The organism is Streptomyces sp. NPDC040432 (genome assembly GCF_055595445.1).
Genome location: NZ_JBVIVP010000008.1, coordinates 12,577 through 30,341, shown reverse-complemented (window position 1 = coordinate 30,341; position 17,765 = coordinate 12,577). Strand labels below are relative to the sequence as shown.

The following is a 17,765-nucleotide window of genomic DNA, read 5'->3' as shown; positions in this document are numbered from 1 at the left end:
TTCAGGCGACAGGGCGGATGAGTCATCTGTCGGTTGACTAGCCTGGCCGCTCCTCGTTCGGATGCACGGGGCGAAGGAACAGCCTGCCGACTGAACGTCCTGCGCCCTGAATAGCTGCAGGTCACCAGGGTGTGGTTCCAGGATGGTGGCCCTCCGGTCGGTGGCGCATCGCGCCCGTCGGGGGGGAGTCTCCATGATCCATTGGTGCGCAGCCGGTCAGCAGGGGGATCGGAGGGGCCGTCGCGATTGAACGCTGCGGCGAACGCGCTCCTTCCTGCCGAAACGCGGTGGCCCACCGTGCTTTCGGACGGTCCCGCGGCCAACCGACCACGACACAGATCCACTGAGCCGCTCAGGGGTAGGGTCGCCCCGGCTATACCGGTACGAGGGAGTGGGATCTGCCTCCGGCTGGACGTTCTTACGCGGTCGGGGCGTGGCCCTCGTCGCGGCCTCGGTGATCAGGCCCACCACCTGCCGGCCGTGCCCCAGCCGGCCGCTCGGCTGGGCCTGCAATCCCTGCTACGCCCCCGCGAGCCAGGGCTGGCCGGCCCTGGCCGGCGGTGAACGTCCTGCCGCTCGGTAGCGCGTGGACGGGCCTGCGGGCCGACGTGCGGAAGGCCGAAGCTGACTGGGAGCGGTTCGTGATCGTCCCTGAGGCGGTGGACGAGTCCCCTATGGACCGTGCTGTGGGGAGCCGGATGAGTAGCTCGGCCACGTTACTGACGTTGTAGGCGTGGTGTCGTCAGTGTGAGACCGGTCCCGGTGAGGCATCCGTCGATGATGTCGCTGCGGTATTGGATCTGGCGGAGGCTGTGTCGTAGCCGGCGGATGAGGTGGTCAGGGTCGGTGAAGGTGGTGTTGGCCTGGGTGGTCCGGCGGAGTATCGACCAGATGCCTTCGACGGGGTTGAAGTCGGGTGCGTAGGGCGGCAGGTGGTAGGCGGTGATCCAGTCGTGTGCTTCGATGAAGGCCCGCATGCGGCGGTCCTTGTGGACGTTCAGGTTGTCCCATATGAGGACGATGGGTCCGTCGAGCTGCCGGTGGGCGGCGATGAGAAGGTCGCGGTACTCGGTCCAGGCGAAGCTCTTGCGGCCGCCGCTCCTGTGGTCGGTATGCCGTTTGGGCCGGCAGATCGGGCGGGATCGCTCGCCGGGCTTGTAGCAGCACAGAGCTGCCACGGAGAAGCGGTGCTGGGAACGGCCTCTCACTCGGATGACCGGGGTGGATCCGCGCCTGCACCACGTGCGGGAGGTCGGCGGCGTCATCGAGAACCCCGCCTCGTCCTCGAAGACGAGCCAGGCCCCGAGCGCCGCCGCGGTGGTGCCAGGTGAGGCCACACCTCCTTCACCCGGCCGACCACCGCCACCTCGTCACGCTCGATCGCACGACGGGCCGGGACCTGGTGGCTCCAGCCGTGCCTGCGCAGCATCTGCGAGATCCCCGACAACGTCATGGACTTGTGGAACCGTCGGCCGATCAGCGTCTTGATCCGGGCGAGCGTCCACCGCTGATCCGGCCGGCCGTGAGCGGCCGGGCCCTTGGCCAACTCCTCCTCCAGCACCGAGAACAGCCGGTCATTGAGCTTCGGCCGGGACGCCGGGCCGCGGGAACGAACCGCGTCCCGACCGGCCTCCAGCCAGGCCCGCCGCCACCGCTGCACCGACCGGACGCTGACCCGTAACTCCTTCGCGACCTCCGTACTGCCCCGCCCGTCGGCAAACATGGCGACTGCTTCCATCCGGACCCGCTCGCGGAACGCTTGCCTCTCCGCGGTCAGCCCCCCACCCTGCGGATACCTCATACCTCCGGCATACCGCGACGATCACCAACCGTCAGCCCCTACGACAAGACGACTTCAAGGTCAGTAGCGGACGGCGCAGCAGCGACCGGCCCCCTACGAGCCCGAAACATCTGCGAAGCCTTGACCACGACCTGCTGCCGAAAAACCATCGAGGGCACGCGCAGCGCTGAAACGCCTGATCAAGCGCGACATCCTCACCGAAGCCGACACAGGCAGCTTCCCCAGGAAGCAGTAACCCGCACCAGCCTCACCCGGAAACGGACACCACCTCACGAGCCGCCCTCTGGCAGGGGAGCTCGCGCGTCGCAGCGCGGAACGTGGCGGGGTCGGCAGCCTTGGCGGCGGTGCCGGCCTGACCAGGCTGGAGCCGGGGCCGCCGGTGAGACAGGGACCGGCATAAAGCTGCTGTGCGGAACCTGACAGCGAAAGGGCATGGACCCGACGGACGACGAGGGGCACCCGGCTCGGCCGGGCCGGCCGGAACGTCCTCGCGCCGGCGGCGGAACTCGACGACGAATGCGAGCTCCTCGTGAGGCACGGCCTCCTGCCCGCCGACCTGGTCGCCCGCAACCGCCAGGTCGCCCAAGCCGCAGTCCGGCCCCGGACTCCTGCGTTCACGCACGGCGACCTGCAGATCGCGCACCTGTTCCTCGACGGTGACAAGGTCACCGGCATCATCGACTGGTCCGAGGCGGGCCGGGGCGATCCTCTGTACGACCTCGCCACCTTCACCCTCGGACACGAGGAGCACCTCGACGACGCATCACGGGCTATGGCACCGCCATCGACCGCGACGTGATCCAGGGGTGGTGGTCGTTGCGCAGCCTGCTCGCGGTTCGCTGGCTGACCGAGCACGGCTTCGACCCCTTCTCACCGGGGTGCGAGGTCGACGTACTGAGATCCCGGATGTGAGGCTGCGCACACCCTCAACCTCGCCGCAGCAGCCCGCGTTCGCGAGCTGTCTCGTCCAGAAGTCTTGCAAGTTGCTCCGGGGCCATTGGGTTGGCGAGGTGGCGAACCTCGACCGCGGTCGTCGATCCGGGCCTCGGCCTCGATCGCCGTACGCCACGCATCGCGACCCTCGTCGCCGCGTGGGTCCCGGAGTGGCCGATGAGTGCTTGTCCGGAAGTCTCCCGATGTGGGGCGGGGTGGCAGAACATATGCGGACTGCGTCCGGTGACGGATGTGCCGACCGTTCCGTCGCGGCCGGAATTCACCCAACCATCCCATCAGCCCCTTTGGTGTATCGATGGGTGTCGAGAATGGCTTGATCCGGCTATTTCGGATGGCCGATGTGCGTGCATCGTGCGGAATGTTGAACTCCGAATCAGTGTCTCACGGCGTTCACGAGATGTTCACAACGCGAGAAAAGGGGCTACCCCTCTCGCGTATGCACGCGAAAGGAGCAGCCCCTTTTTCGGGAGACCGGCTGGTGGAATGTCAGACGATGTGACGTCCACCGTCGACGGTGAGGACGTCGCCGGTTGTATAGGCCGCATTCACCAGATAAAGCGTGGCCTCCGCCACGTCCTGCGGAGTTCCCACACGGCGCAGCGGGGTGTTGGCGGTGATCCAGTCGCGCGAGCTCTCCCAGACCTCCTCCGCCTCCTGGTACCAAGGCGTGTCGATGAGCCCGGGGGCGACGGCGTTGACCCGGATCGCGGGGCCGAGCTGTGAGGCCAGCAGCCGCGTCATGTGGTTGACGGAGGCCTTGCTGACGGCGTAGGGGATGGAGCTCCCCAGCGCCCGAGTGGCCGAAACGGAGCTGATGTTGACGATGGAAGCGGCTCCGGAGGCCCGCAGGTGCGGGGTGGCCGCGGTGATCATCTGCCACGCGCCGATCACGTTGACCTCGAAGATGTCCCGCCAGGCGTCGGCGTCGGCCCCTTCGAGGTCGTCGAGCGGGATGAACCGGGTGGTGCCGGCGTTGTTCACCAGGATGTCGAGTCGTCCATAGGCGTCGACCGTGTTCTGGACGATCCGCTTCGCGTCCTGTGCGTCGGCCACGTCTCCCTGTACGTACACGGCTTCCCGGAGTTCCGCGGCCAGTGCCTTTCCGGTCGCTTCGCTACGGCTCGAATTGATGACGACCCGTATTCCTTCCGAGGCGAATCGGCGGGCAATGGCGGCGCCGATTCCCGATGACGAACCGGTGATCAGTGCGACGCGATTCTCACTCATTGCAGCCCCCTTGGGGATGTGCTCGTTGACAAGATCCGGAAAACGATCATAGTCTACCGCTAGGCGGAACAAAAGTTCCGCATTGTGGAAACGAAGCCTCCATAGCGCGTGTGTCGGGATACTATGTCCGAATTTATCTCTGCGCTCTCGGATGGCTTTCCCCTGGTCCTGCCGGGGCGTTTCGTTGCTACTTCGCACCCGGAAAATTCGGGTATCAGGTACGAGAACACTGGGGGAGATTCATGGGTTCGTCGCCCGTCGATACATCGTCGCGTGGCATCGGGGGAGTCCACCGCCTTGTCGCCGAGCGCGTCCAGGATTCTCCGCACGCCTGCGCCGTCCGGGAAGCCGGTACCGGACGGGAGCTGACGTATCGACAGCTCTGGGACAGGGCCGGCCGGACGGCCGCCCTCCTCGCCGGACACGGCATCGGCGAGGGCGGACTGGTGGCCGTGGACCTGAACCGCGGCGCCGAACTGATCGTCGCTATCCTCGGCGTCGTCCGTGCGGGCGCCGCCTACCTACCCATCGACGGTCACGCCCCGGCCGACCGGGTCACCGGCGTCCTTGAGGACTCCGGGGCCCAGGCCGTGTTCGTGGGCCGGGGCGCCGACCGCCGGGCCCGCCTGCTCGACACCGACGCGGCCACCTTCGTACTGACGGTCCCGGAAGCCGACGAGGGCCCCGGCGCGACCGGAGCCGCCGCGGACGACGGGTACCCGGACGCCCAGGTGGACGAGGAGAGTGCGCTCTGCGTCGGCTACACCTCGGGCTCGACCGGGCTCCCCAAGGGCGTGGTCGTACCGCACCGCGCCGTCCGCGACCTCGTCACCGACGCCGGCTACGGAGCCATCACCGCCACGGCCCGGGTCGCCCAGCTGGCCAACCCCGCCTTCGACGCCTTCACCTGGGAGGTCTGGGGCGCACTCACCGCCGGCGCCCCGCTCGTCGTGATGCCCTCCGTCGTCGAGGTCGATCTGGAGAGCTGGACGAACCTGCTCGTCAGCGAGCGCGTCAGCACCGCCCTGCTCACCACCTCGCTCTTCCACATGGTGGCCCGTGAGGCGCCGGCCGCCCTCGGCACGCTGCGCGAGCTCCTGGTCGGCGGCGAACAGCTGGATCTGGCCGCCACCCTGCGGGTACTCGCCGCCGGCGGCCCGCGGAAGTTGGTGAACATCTACGGCCCCACCGAGACCACCGTCTTCGCCACCTGCTTCGAGTGCACCGAGGAGTCCCTCGCCGGACGCACCCGCGTCCCGATCGGTCGCCCGGTGCGCCGGGCCAGGCTGTTCCTGTTGGACGAGACCCTGCGGCCCGCGGCTCCCGGCGAAACCGCCGAACTCTGCGTGGGTGGGCCCTCCGTGACGAGCGGCTACCTGAACCAGCCCGAGCGCACGGACCGGTCCTACGTCCGGTACGAGGACGGCGCCGGGTTCGCCGGGACGGTCTACCGCACCGGGGACCTCGTCCGCCTGCTTCCCGACGGCTCGTACGAGGTCGTCGGCCGGGCCGATCGGCAGATCAAGCTGCGGGGCTTCCGCATCGAGCTGGAGGAGGTGGAGCAGGCGGCCCTCGCCACGGGCCGGACCGAGGCCGCGTTCGTGGAGAAACATGGTGAGAGCCACACCGCCAGGCTCGTCGGCGCCTTCCTTGTTCCGCCGCCGGCCGCTGCCGCCGCAACCGGTTCCGACTCCGCCTCCGACCCGGCCCGGGAGCTGGCCGAGGCCTTGGCGGAGCGTCTGCCCTCGTACATGCTGCCCGCGCGCTGGCTGCCTTTGACGGGGATCCCCTACGGCTCCACGGGCAAGGCCGACCGCTCCCGGATCAAGCAACTGCTGGCCGAGTTCGCAGCGTCCCCGGCGTCCCCGGCGGACGGCGGCGCTGCGAACCCCGTCGAAGCCGGTGCGCTCAACGGGGCTGGAGGGGACGATCCGGTGACGCTGCGGATCATCGAGACCTGGGCCGAACTTCTCGGAGTTCCGGGTGCCTCGATCGAGGACACCGACGATTTCATCGGCCTCGGTGGCAATTCGATCCTCGCCACCCAGGCGGCGTTCCGGCTCACCGAACAGCTCGGCACCCCGCTTGACCCGACCGACATCCTGCTCGCCCCGAGCCTCGCCGACCTGGCCGGACAGCTCCGTACCGAGCCGGGCGGCACCAACCCCCGGTCCTGAACCCCCGGTCCGCAAGACCCGGTCCGGAAGTCCTCGACCCTTCCCTGAAGCCATCGGCCACGAACACCTCGGCCGTGAACACCCCGGCAGTCGATCACCCGGTGTCGAACCGCCCGGTGCCGAACCTCCGGCCGTGAAGCCCCCGGCCGTGAAACCAGCTGTGAAAGACCCGCAAGGAGAGTCACCCATGGCGCCACCGCGCCCGCCCGCCCCCGCACGCGGGGGAGCCACCACGGCACCCCTCTCACCGGCGCAGGAACGGCTCTGGTTCATCCACCAGACCGCCCCCACCTCGCCCGTCTACAACGTTCCCCTCCTCACCCGGTGGCACGAGCCGATCGACGTACCCGCCCTGACCCGTGCCCTCGAAGCGCTCACCGCCCAGCACGAAGTGCTCCGCACCACCTACGCGTCCCAGGACGGCAGGCCGGTACAACTGGTGGCGGAGCCCGGCCCGGTCCGCGTGGAGGTCGTCCACGCGAGCCGCGCACCCGACGAGGCCGAACTGGCGCGCCACGCCCGGACGCCGTTCGCGCTGACCGACGAGCCGCCACTGCGCGCCACCATCTGGCCGGGGGGCGCGGGCCACCCGGGCACCCTGCTCCTGAACATCCACCACATCGCCGTCGACGGCTGGTCACTGCCCGCGCTCTACGACGGTCTCGCACACGCCTACGAACGGGCACTGGCCGGCGGCCCCGACCTGGAGCTGCCACAACTCCCCGTGCAGTACGCCGACTTTGCGGTCTGGGATGTGGCGAATTCCCTCGACCCGGCGCTCGACACGCAGCTCGACTCCCGCGCCGAGCTCCTCGCCCGCGCGGCAGGCGAGGAGCTCGTGCTCGCCCCGGCGGCCCCCCGCGAACGCGTCATGGAGGGGGACCGCCGCGGCGAACAGCACCGCTTCGCCCTGGACGCCGAGGTGGAGTCGGCCGTCGCGGAGCTCGCCCGCAACCTCAAGGTCACCCCGTTCGTGGTTCTGTTCGCCGCCTTCCAAGCGGTGGTGCAGAGGTGGAGCGGGCGCGAGGAGTTCCTGCTCGGCACGGTCGCCGCGAACCGTCCGCACCCCTCCGTCGCAGGGCTGGTCGGCTTCTTCGTGAACACGGTTCCGCTGCTCTGCGCACCCGACCCCGAAGCCGGGTTCGACGCACTGTGCACCGCTTCCCGGGCCGAGTCCTTCCGGGTACTGACCCACCAGAGGCTCCCGTTCGACCGGCTGGCCGCCCGGCTCGGCCTCGCCGGGCTCGCCGATATCGGGTTCGTCCTGCAGAACGCTCCGGCCGCGGGCGTGTCGGGCCGCTGGGCGCCGCCCGAACTGCTGCCGACCGGAACCGCCAAGCAGGACCTGTCCCTCGTACTGGAGAGCGAACCGGGCGGCGGCCTGCGGGCCACCGTCGAGTACGACACCGGCCGGTACACGGCCGACACAGCCCGCCACCTCGCCGAGAGCTACGTGGCCCTGCTCACCGAGGCGGTGGCCCGCCCCGGCACCCGGCTGAAGGACCTCCCGGTCACCTCCCGCCCCGACACCGCCCCGCCGCACGGCGTGCTCGTCGGAGCCGAGCCCGGGTCCTACCCGGCGGACACCGCCTCCGAGGCGCTGGAGCGGGTACTGGCCGCCGCCGATCCCGGCACCGTCGCCGTCGAATGCGCGGGTGCCCGGCTGACCTGGGGCGAACTGGACTGCTGGTCCGCGGCCGTGGCGGCCCGGCTGCGCGGTGCGGGGACCGGCCCCGGTTCCTTCGTGCCGGTGTTGGCAGCCCGGGGTCCGGCCCTCGTGGCCGCCTGGGTCGGCGTCCTGCGGGCCGGCGCGGCCTTCGTGCCGCTCGCGATGGACACCCCGGCCGCCCGGATCGCGTACGTCCTCGGGCAGACCGAGCCCGATGCGGTCCTGGTGTGCCCCGAGGGCGCCGCACTGCTCGCCGGGATCGACACGGCGGCGAAGCCGCTCGCCCTGAACGAACTGTCCGCGTGGCCAGGTGAGTTCGATGCGGCCTCGTGGTCCGCGGCCGGGCCGGGCGACCCCGCGGCGGTCATCTACACCTCCGGCACCACCGGCCGCCCCAAGGGCGTGCTCGTGCCGCAGCGCGGGCTGCTCAACACCGCTCTGTGGTGGAGCCGCGACTGCGGCCTCGGACCGGCGGACCGGCTGCTGCTCACCGCCGGAACGGCCTTCGACCCGGCCGCCTTCAACGTGGTCGAGGCCCTGCTGGCCGGCGCCCGGCTGATCATCGCCGACGACGTCGAGCGCCGGGACCCGCGAGCCCTGCTGGGCCTGGTGCGCGGCCCGCACGGAGCAACCGTCGCCGGTTCGCTCACGCCCAGCCTGCTGCACGCGATGCTTGAGGCGGACCCGGAACCCCACGAGGGCACCACCCTGCGGGCCCTGTACTCGGGCGGCGAAGCACTCGCGCGCCGGCTCGCCGCGCAGTGCGCGAACCGCTGGGGCACCGAGGTCATCAACGTGTACGGCCCCACCGAGGGCTCCTGCAACAGCACCTACGCCCACATCGACCCCGCCGACGAGCAGGCACCCGCCATCGGTGTCCCGCTGCCCGGCACCCGCGCCTACATCCTCGGGCCGCACGGCGAGGAACTGCCCCCGGGGGTTCCCGGCGAGCTGTACGTGGCCGGCGCAGGTGTGGCCATCGGCTACCTCGGCCGCCCCGACCTGACGCAAGCCGCCTTCCTGCCCGATCCGCACGCCACCCGCTTCCACGAGGGTGCCGGGGCCCGGATGTACCGGACGGGCGACCGCGTGGTCCTGCGCGAGGACGGCCGGATCGGCTACCTGGGCCGCGCCGATGACCAGGTGAAGATCCTCGGCAACCGTATCGAACCCGGCGAGGTCACGCGCCTGTTGGAGGAGGACCCGGCGGTCGCGGCGGCCGCCGTCCACGCCACCGGAACCCCGCCGGCGCTCGTTGCCTACGTCACTCTGAGCGAGGCCGCCGGATCCGAACCGCCGTCCCACGGGGAACTCCTGCGCCCGCTCCTGCGATGGCTGCCCGCGGCCGTGCTCCCGACAGCGGTGTACGTCGTCGACTCCGTACCCCGCACCACCAACGACAAGGTCGACTTCGCCGCCCTGTCAGCGCTACGGGACCGCCCGCTGACCCTGGCCGAGGACCGGCCGGCGGAGCTGACGGGAGCCCAACGCCGGGCCGCCGCGCTGATGGCCGACATCGTCGCCCGGCCGCCGCACAGCCAAGGCCCCCAAGGCCCTGAGCAGCGCATTGACGCGGACGCCCTCGGACCCGACACCGACTTCTTCACCCTGGGCGGCCACTCGCTGCTGGCGGTACGGATGCTCGCGGAGGCCGAACGCCGCTGGGGCATCCCGGTACCCCTGCGCGGCTTCCTCGCCGACCCCACTGTGGCCGGGCTCGCCCGCTGTCTGGAAGAGGCGCGGACGGAGCCGGCCGCCACCCCGGCCCAGCAGGTCGACCCACAGGGCGAGCACCCGGCCAGTCCCGTGCAGCAGCGCATGTGGGCCATCGACCGGATCCGGAGCCTGCGTACCTCCTACCTGGCGCCCAGCATCGTCGAGATCGACGGACCCGTGGACCGGCAGGCCCTGCGCACGGCTTTCGCCCGGGCACTGGAGCGGCATCCGGGGCTGCGCTCCCGCTTCCGGCTGGACGCGAAGGCCCGCCGGGTGTTCTACCGGACCGACGGCCCGGCTCCCCAGGTGGTCCACGCCGACGGCACCGGATGGAGCGCCGAAGAACGCGAGGAGCGGCTTTCCGAGCTCTGCTGGTCGCCGTTCGACCTGGCACGCGAGGCCCCGGCGCGCGGCGCGGTGATCGCGCTGGGTCCCGAACGCACCCTGCTCGTCTACGGAGTGCACCACATCGTCTCCGACGGATGGTCGCTGGACCTGGTCCTGCGTGATGTCGCCGCGCTGTACCGGTCGCTGACCGGTGCGGTCGGCGCGGTCGGGACGGCTCCTGACGGTGTGACCGACCCCAAGGGTGCGGACCCGGAAGGGTTGTCCCTCCCCGGACACCCGGCCGCGGTGCGGTACGCCGACGCCCTGGACGAGGCGGCCCTGGAAGAACTGCTCGCGGGCCTGCGTGGCGCACCCACCGACATCGCGCTGCCGTACGACCGGCCGCGCGGGAAGAGCCAGTCCGTGGAGGCGGACACGCGCACCCGCGAACTGGAGCCCGCGCTGGCCGCACGGCTGTCCGAGGTCGCCGCCGGGGAACGCTGCACCGCCTTCATGGTCGCGGCCGTGCTGCTCGCCACGGCGCTCGCGCGACGCGGGGACCAGCGTGACTTCCTGTTCACCTTCCCGTGGGCGGGCCGCGACGGCGCGGACCGGGCCCACACGGTCGGCATGTTCGTCAACACCCTGCTCGTCCGGGCGGACCTGCGCGGCGACCCAGGCTGGCGGGAGGCACTGACCCGGGTCCGCGCCTCGGCGCTGGCCGCCTACCGGCACCCCGACACGCCGTTCGACACGCTGGCCGCCGCCCTCCATCCCGACCGTGGCCTCAGCCGTCCCGCAGTGACCCCGGTGTACCTCAACGCCGCGAGCGAGGCGGCCCGGCCGCCCGCACTCGACGCGCGGACCCGGACGAGGTTCGCGACGCCGCCGCGGCTGAAGTCCAAGTACGAACTGGAACTGACCGTCACGGCGGGTCCGGACCGGTTCGCCCTGTCATTCACCTACCTCACGGCCCTGTTCGACGCGGACACCGTCGACGGGCTCCTCACCGACGTGGCGCAGGCCGCCACCGACCTCATCGCAGACCTGGAGAATTCCGTGCTCACGACCACCGTGCAGACCCAGCCCACCGAGACCGTTCCTTCCGCGGACCTCGCCGACCGGATCGCGGTCCTGTGGAGCGAGGTGCTCGAAATCGGCGACCTCGCGCACGACGTCAACTTCTTCGACGCGGGCGGCGACTCGCTGCTTCTCATCGTCCTCATGGAGCGGCTGTCCGAGCTCACAGGCCGTGAGCTGGACGCCGCCGACCTCTTCGAGCACAGCACGATCGACGCCCAGACCGAGTTCCTCACCGCGGCGGACGCGCATGCACCCGCCGAAGGGGCCACCGCCGGGACCGGCACCGCCGCGCCCGCCTCCGAACAGCCCGCCCCGGTGGTTCGCGCCCGCACCGGACTGCGCGGCCGGGGCCGTGGCACCGGCCAGGCACAGGCCCCGGCAGTCGTCTCCGAGGAGGGCTCCGCGTGAGCGGCGAGGACGCGATCGCCGTCATCGGGACCGGCTGCCGGTTCCCCGACGCCTGGAGCCCCCAGGAGTACTGGGCCAACATCGCTGACGGGCGGGTCTCCATCAGGGACCTCGACACCGACCGGCTCACCGCGGCGGGCCTGAGCCGCGAGGCTCTGGACTCGCCCGAGTACGTGAAGCGGGCGGCGGGCATCCCCGCCGCGGGGGACTTCGCGGCGGAGTTCTTCGGCTACTCGCCGGCCGAGGCCGCGGTCATCGACCCCCAGCAGCGGATCTTCCTGGAAGCCTGCTGGCAGGCCCTGGAGTCGGCGGGCCACGCGCCCCGCGGCGGCCACCTGGTCACCGGCGTCTTCGCGGGCGGCAGCCCCAGCACCTACATGGCCGCCCTCCAGGCCTCCCGGGCATGGGCGGACGGGGTCATGGGCGCCGTCGACGACGTCGCCCTCCACTTGGGCGGCCTGGGCGACTTCCTGCCCTCCCGCGTCGCCTACAAGCTCGGGTTGCGCGGGCCGTCGATCGGGGTGCAGACCGCCTGCTCCTCCTCCCTGACGGCCGTGCACTACGCGGTCCTCAGCCTGCTGTCCGGTGAATGCGACATGGCGCTCGCGGGGGGCGCCTCCGTCAACGAACCGATGGTCGGCTACCGCTACCACGCGGGAGGCCTCCAGTCCCGGGACGGCTACTGCCGCCCCTTCGACGCCCGCTCCACCGGCACCTCGTTCAGTTCCGGGGTCGGCGTGGTGGTCCTGCGCCGTCTCGCCGACGCCCTGCACGACGGGGACCCGGTCCTCGCGGTACTGCACGGCACCGCCGTGGGCAACGACGGATCGGCCCGCTCCGGATTCACCGCACCCAGCCCCGGCGGCCTCGCCGACGTCGTCGCCGCCGCGCTGGACGTCGCGGGGATCCGGGGCGAACAACTGCGCTACGTGGAGGCCCACGGCTCAGGCACCCCGCTGGGCGACCAGATCGAGCTGCGCGGCCTGACGGCGGGCATCCGGGCGGGACTCTCCCGCTCGGCCGCCGCACCGGCCGGCTACTGCGCCCTGGGTTCGGTCAAGGCGAACATCGGGCACGCCGGCCCCGCCGCGGGCATCGCCGGGCTGATCAAGGCCGTCCACGTGGCCCGTACCGGCGCCCTGCCCCCGCACCCGCTGTTCGAGCGGCCGCGCAACCCCGGCGTGCTGGCCGAAAGCCCCTTCACCATCACCTCCGAGGGCGCCGACGCGGGCGGGGACCCGGCCTACGTCCTGGTCAACTCGATGGGACTCGGCGGCACCAACGCCACCGCGGTGCTCGGACCGCCGCCGGCGCCCACCCGGGCCGAGGCCCCGGCCCGTGACACGGTACGGCTCGTCCTGTCGGCCCGCACCGACTCGGAACTGGACTCCGTCGCCGCGGAACTGGCCGCGGCCCTGGAGGCGCCGGGAGCACCCGCCGCCGCCGACGCGGCCCACACGCTGAGGGTCGGCCGCACCGGGCAGCCCCACCGGCGCGTGGTGACGGCCCCCGCGGGCGACCCGCGGGCCCTGGCCGCGGCCCTGCGCGCACCCGCCGGGACACCGCCCACGCCGCGCCGCAGGGTCGTCCTCGTACCGCCCCCGGGCGGCGCCGACCTGCCGGTCACCGCCCGGCTCGGCGCGGCCTTCCGGGGGCGCGTCGAGATGGCCCCCGACCCGGCGCAGCCGCCCCGCCCGGACCGCTTCACCATCCTGATCGGCCACGGCGAACCCGGCGAGGGCCGCCACGTACTGCCGCTGGACGGCCCCGCGGACGAGGCCGAGCGGATCGAGGAGGCCGTAACCGCGGCCTGGCTGCACGGAGCCGAAGCGGACTGGGAGGCGGTGGCCGGGGACACGGGCCGCCGCACGGCCCTGCCCACCTACCCCTTCACCCGGGACCGCTACTGGGCCCTGGACTCCCTGCCCCCGCTCGCCGCACCCCCCGCCGCTCCCGCGCCTACGGCCCCGGCCGAGCCGGCGCAGGGAGCCGACGCGGTCGAGGAACAAGTGCCGGCCGGCGCCGACCGGTTCGAGGGCGAGATCCTCGCGGTGTGGCGTCGGGTGCTCGGTCACGCCGGCCTCGGGCTGGACGACGAATTCGGACCGCACGGCGGCGAATCGCTGTCCGCCATGCGGATCGAGGGCGCCGTCCAGAAGGCCTTCGGCGTCGCCGCCGACGTCTACCGCGCAGGCGGGGCCGAGGCGACCGTACGCCGCATGGCGGCCGTCGTCCGCTCCGCGTCCACGCGAGCCCCGGACCGGGCGGCGCCGGCCGAAGCGGACCTCGTCGGCACCGACCTGGCGCTCGACCTCGGAACCCCGGTCGCGGCGAGGACCCGTACGGGGGCCACTGACACCCTGATGACCGGGGTGACCCGCTTCCTCGACACCTTCGTCCTGCACGAACTGCTGCTGAACTCCACCGGCACCGTCCACTGCCTCGTACCCGTCGACGACGAAGCCGAGGGCCGGGAACTGCTGCGCTCCAACGCCGCCGCCTGCGCCCTGCCCGAACCCGACCCGCGGCGGATCCGGGTGCTGCCCGTCGGGGCCTCCGGGGACCCCGTGGACCTCGCCCACCGCGACGTGTCCCTCGGCGCCCGGATCGCCCGCGTCATCCACACCCCGGCGCCGTTCGGCCTGACCGGCTCCTACGAGCAACTGCGCGAGGACACCGTCCTGCCGCTCGCCCGACTGCTCGCGTGGATGCGCGGCGAGGGCGTCGACGACCTCACCCTGCTCTCCACCCTCAGCGCCTGCGGCTCCGGCCTCGGTGCCGGAGCGCGCATCGAGGAGACGCGGGAACAGCCGCTCCGCCCCGGCATGCCGGGCGGCGCGGTCGCCGCCTGGGTCGCCGAACGGCTGGTGGAGCGCGCCGAACAGGAGGGCATGCGGGTACGGGTCTTCCGTACGGGCCTGCTGCTCGGCAGCGCCGCCTCCGGAGCCTGCGACCCCCAGCACCCGCTGTGGCGGCTCATCGCGGGCGGACTCGCCGTCGGCACGCATCCGCGCGACGAACGCCCCCTGGCCGTAAGCCCCGTGGACCTCGCGGCCCGCGCCATCGCCCAACTCGCCTTCTCACCCTCCTCGGAGGGCCGCGCCTACCACCTGGTGGGGGAGGAGACCGTCACCACGCAGCACCTGTTCGACCTGCTCACGGCGGCTGACCGGCCGACGCGGGCCGTCACCGAACGCCAGTGGCAGCGTGAGGTCTCGCTGCGCGCCCTCAACCGGGAGAACGAAGCCCTCGACCCGTTGGCACCGCGGGGTTTGGGCCGGCTGACCCTCGGCACGGGCAGCGTCGAGGCGCAGGCGTGGCAGTCGTGGCTGCGCCGGGGCGGCCACGACCCCAAGCCCTCCGCCCGATCCCTCCTCAGCAGCCTCGACTTCGCCTCCGCCCACCACTCCGCCTACGCGGACCTGCTCGGCACGTCCCAAGGATCCCGATGAACGACCTGACCGAACTCCCGCCCCACGAGCACACCCTGTACGACTGGTTCGCTCGCTCGCTGGCCTCCTACCCCGACGAACCCGCCCTTGAGGTCCTCGGAAGGACCTACAGCTACCGCTCGCTGGACGAGCGCGCGGCGGCCGTCGCGGCCACCGTGCTGCGCGCCAACGGCGGCAGCGCGCCCGCCCGGATCGCCCTGCTCGCCTCCCGCAGCCTCACGGCCTTCGCCGGATACCTGGCCGCCCTGCGCCTGGGCGCCACCCTCACCCCGCTCAACCCCGGCTATCCGGTGAGCCGAAACCGATCCGTGTGGGAGCTCGCCCGGGCCGAGGTCCTGCTCGCGGACGAGGGGGGATCGGTCCAGCTGGGGGGCGACCTCGCGGCCGCCGACGAGTCCGCCCCCGGTCCGGTCCTGCTGCGCCTCACCGACGCCGACACCGAGGCCCTGGAAGCCGACGTGTCCGCGCTGCCGCCGCGCACCGCCACGCCCGCGGACACCGCCTACATCCTGTTCACCTCCGGCTCCACCGGCCGCCCCAAGGGCGTGCCTATCAAGCACCGCAACCTCGCCCCGTACATCGCGCACAACATCGAGCGGTTCGAGGTGGGTCCGGGCTGCCGGGTCTCGCACACCTTCGACCTGACCTTCGACCCCTCCGTCTTCGACCTGTTCGTCACCTGGGGCGGCGGCGCGACCCTGGTGGTCCCGCAACGCACCGAACTGCTGGAACCCGTCCGGTACGTTGCCGAGCGGTCCGTCACCCACTGGTTCTCGGTGCCCTCGGTCGTCTCGGTCGCCGCGAGCCTGGGCAAGCTGCCGGAGGGCGCGGCGCCCGACCTGCGGTACGGGATCTTCATCGGGGAGCAGCTGACGGAGCGGCAGGCCCGACTCTGGGCCGGGGCCGCACCCAAGGCCCGTATCGAGAACGTTTACGGACCGACCGAACTCACCGTTGCCTGCACCGAGTTCAGGCTCGCCGACGACAGCGGCCAGTGGCCCGCCACCTCGAACGGCACGATCCCCATCGGCCCGGTCTACGGCTTCCTCGACCACGTCGTGCTCGGCGAGGACGGCCGACCCGCCGAGGAGGGCGAGCTGTGCGTCCGCGGCCCGCAGCGCTTCGACGGCTACCTCGACCCGGCCGACGACCACGGCAGGTTCCTCGCGTACGACGAGGCCGACGGCCGCCCCGCCGAGGTCTACCGGGGCGGGACCCCGCTCACCCCGGCCCACTGGTACCGCACCGGCGACCGGGTGCGCCTGGAACACGGTGCCCTCACCCACCTCGGACGGCTCGACAACCAGGTCAAGGTGCGCGGCTACCGCATCGAGCTCGGCGAGATCGAGTCCGCCCTTCGCCGCCACCCCGCCCTGGGCGACGTCGTCGTCCTGGCGGTCCCCGGCCCCGACGAGACCGAACTCGTCGCCTGCTACACCGGAGAACGGCTCAAGGGCACCGACGTCATGCTCTGGCTGCGCAAGCGGGTACCCGTCCACATGGTTCCGCGCCGCTACGAGCACCTCGACACGATGCCGCTCAACCCCAACGGCAAGATCGACCGCCCGGCCCTGAACCGGGAATTGACCCGCGCCACCCCCGAAGGGACCCGGTGACCCGCCATGGCCCTGTCCCTCTCCACCCTGCTGCGTGACCTCAAGCCGCCCTCGCCCGTGGTCAAGGTATTGGCCGTCAGCAACCTCGCCCGGACCGTGGCGAACGGCTTCCTGCTCTCCGTCACCGTGCTGTACTTCATGCGCGCCGTGGGCATCCCCGCGGCGAGCGTCGGCCTCGGCATGACCGTGGCCGCCGTGCTGGCCATGCTCGTCAGCATCCCGGCGGGCCGGCTCTCCGACCGGTTCGGCTCGCGCACCACCTCCGTCGTGTTCGGTGTGCTCCAGGGCGCCATCGTCTGCTGCTACGCCCTGACCGGCGGGTTCTCCGGATTCCTCGTCGTCGTCGCGCTGGCCTCGATGGCCGATGCCGGCGGGGCCGCCGCCCGCGGCGCGCTGATCGCCGAGGCCCTGCCACCGGCCGAGCGGGTCCCGGCCCGGGCCTACCTGCAATCCGTCATCAACGTCGGCCTGTCCCTGGGCACCCTGCTCGGCGGTACCGCCCTTGCCGCCGACTCGGCCGCGCTCTACCGCGTCCTGCTCGCCGCCGCCGGCGTGCTGTTCGTCGCCGCCGGGCTGATGTGCCTGCCGCTGCCCCGGACCCGGGCCGGCAGCGGAAAGCAGGGGGAGGAGCGCCGCAACGTCCTGCGCGACGTCCCCTTCGTGGTGGTCGCCGTGCTCAACGCCGTACTGGTCCTGGGCACCGACGCGCTGCTGACGGTGGCGCTGCCCCTGTGGATCGCGGAGCGCACCGACGCGCCGGTCTCGCTCTTCGCCGCCCTGATCTTCATCAACACCGCGATGTGCGTGCTGTTCCAGGTGCGCATGAGCCGGGGCTCCGAGGACGTCCCGGGCGGAGCCCGCGCGATGCGCAGGGCCGGCATCCTGCTGGCCGTCTGCTGCGCCTGCTTCGCGTTGTCCGCCGGGCAGCCCGCCTGGGTCGCGGCCGTCTGCCTGGTCGTCGGCGCCGTGGTCCATGTATGTGGGGAGATGCTGCACTCGGCCGGATCCTGGGCCCTGTCGTACGAGCTCTCGCCCTCGAACGCCCACGGCCAGTACCAGGGCATGTTCAACCTGGCCCAGCGCGTCGGCGGCGCCGTCACGCCCGGCCTGACCACCGTCGTGATCATCGGCTGGGGCTGGCCGGGATGGGTCCTCTTCGGCGCCGTCCTGTTGGCCGGCGGCCTGGCCACGCCGGCCGTGGCGCGCTGGGCGCAGAGCACCCGCGTCACCGAGCCCGGATCCCAGCCCGATCCGCAGCCCGCGAAAGAGACGTCGCAGTCGGCGCCCTCCCCGGCCTGACCGAGCCTCCCCGGGGGTGACCGCGTCCGGCGCGGG

General features: G+C 72.2%; 7 protein-coding genes and 1 pseudogene. 6 read left to right on the top strand and 2 right to left on the bottom strand.

Annotated elements, in window-relative coordinates; genetic code table 11:
* Positions 1-716 precede the first annotated feature (716 nt).
* Positions 717-1,801 (bottom strand): IS630 family transposase gene (locus ACZ58N_RS18920; RefSeq protein WP_471160892.1). Its coding sequence is split into 2 segments (ribosomal slippage): positions 717-1,276 and positions 1,276-1,801, totalling 1,086 coding nucleotides; the frame shifts between segments, so codons are not numbered across the junction.
* A 466-nt stretch (positions 1,802-2,267) separates the two neighbouring features.
* Here ACZ58N_RS18920 and ACZ58N_RS18915 point away from each other — a divergent pair.
* Positions 2,268-2,713 (top strand): annotated as a pseudogene (locus ACZ58N_RS18915) (phosphotransferase family protein); the annotation flags it as partial.
* A gap of 528 nt (positions 2,714-3,241) precedes the next feature.
* Here ACZ58N_RS18915 and ACZ58N_RS18910 read toward each other — a convergent pair.
* Positions 3,242-3,982: an SDR family NAD(P)-dependent oxidoreductase gene (locus tag ACZ58N_RS18910; RefSeq protein ID WP_471160889.1), complete on the bottom strand. Its 741-nt coding sequence runs from the start codon at positions 3,980-3,982 to the stop codon at positions 3,242-3,244.
* Between the two features lie 242 nt (positions 3,983-4,224).
* Between ACZ58N_RS18910 and ACZ58N_RS18905 the strand changes: the two genes are divergently transcribed.
* The 5 genes from ACZ58N_RS18905 to ACZ58N_RS18885 all read left to right on the top strand — a co-directional run bounded on the left by ACZ58N_RS18905 (position 4,225) and on the right by ACZ58N_RS18885 (position 17,729).
* Positions 4,225-6,159 (top strand): non-ribosomal peptide synthetase, encoded by a 1,935-nt coding sequence (locus tag ACZ58N_RS18905; protein WP_471160886.1) that lies wholly within the window; start codon positions 4,225-4,227, stop codon positions 6,157-6,159.
* 187 nt (positions 6,160-6,346) lie between these two features.
* On the top strand, positions 6,347-11,362 hold the full coding sequence (locus tag ACZ58N_RS18900; RefSeq protein ID WP_471160883.1) for an amino acid adenylation domain-containing protein: 5,016 nt from the start codon (positions 6,347-6,349) through the stop codon (positions 11,360-11,362).
* Positions 11,359-14,814, top strand: coding sequence for a beta-ketoacyl synthase N-terminal-like domain-containing protein (locus ACZ58N_RS18895; protein ID WP_471160881.1), 3,456 nt, complete (start codon positions 11,359-11,361; stop codon positions 14,812-14,814). The genes ACZ58N_RS18900 and ACZ58N_RS18895 overlap by 4 nt, the downstream gene beginning before the upstream one ends.
* On the top strand, positions 14,811-16,430 hold the full coding sequence (locus tag ACZ58N_RS18890) for an AMP-binding protein (protein WP_471160878.1): 1,620 nt from the start codon (positions 14,811-14,813) through the stop codon (positions 16,428-16,430). The genes ACZ58N_RS18895 and ACZ58N_RS18890 overlap by 4 nt, the downstream gene beginning before the upstream one ends.
* Before the next feature lie 6 nt (positions 16,431-16,436).
* Positions 16,437-17,729, top strand: a complete 1,293-nt coding sequence (locus ACZ58N_RS18885; RefSeq protein WP_471160876.1) for an MFS transporter — start codon at positions 16,437-16,439, stop codon at positions 17,727-17,729.
* Positions 17,730-17,765 lie beyond the last annotated feature (36 nt).

Bases quoted from the DNA above. Each gene is read 5' to 3' on its own strand.
- ACZ58N_RS18910 (WP_471160889.1), bottom strand. From the start codon at position 3,982: ATGAGTGAGAATCGCGTCGCACTGATCACCGGTTCGTCATCGGGAATC.
- ACZ58N_RS18905 (WP_471160886.1), top strand. From the start codon at position 4,225: ATGGGTTCGTCGCCCGTCGATACATCGTCGCGTGGCATCGGGGGAGTC.
- ACZ58N_RS18900 (WP_471160883.1), top strand. From the start codon at position 6,347: ATGGCGCCACCGCGCCCGCCCGCCCCCGCACGCGGGGGAGCCACCACG.
- ACZ58N_RS18890 (WP_471160878.1), top strand. From the start codon at position 14,811: ATGAACGACCTGACCGAACTCCCGCCCCACGAGCACACCCTGTACGAC.
- ACZ58N_RS18885 (WP_471160876.1), top strand. From the start codon at position 16,437: ATGGCCCTGTCCCTCTCCACCCTGCTGCGTGACCTCAAGCCGCCCTCG.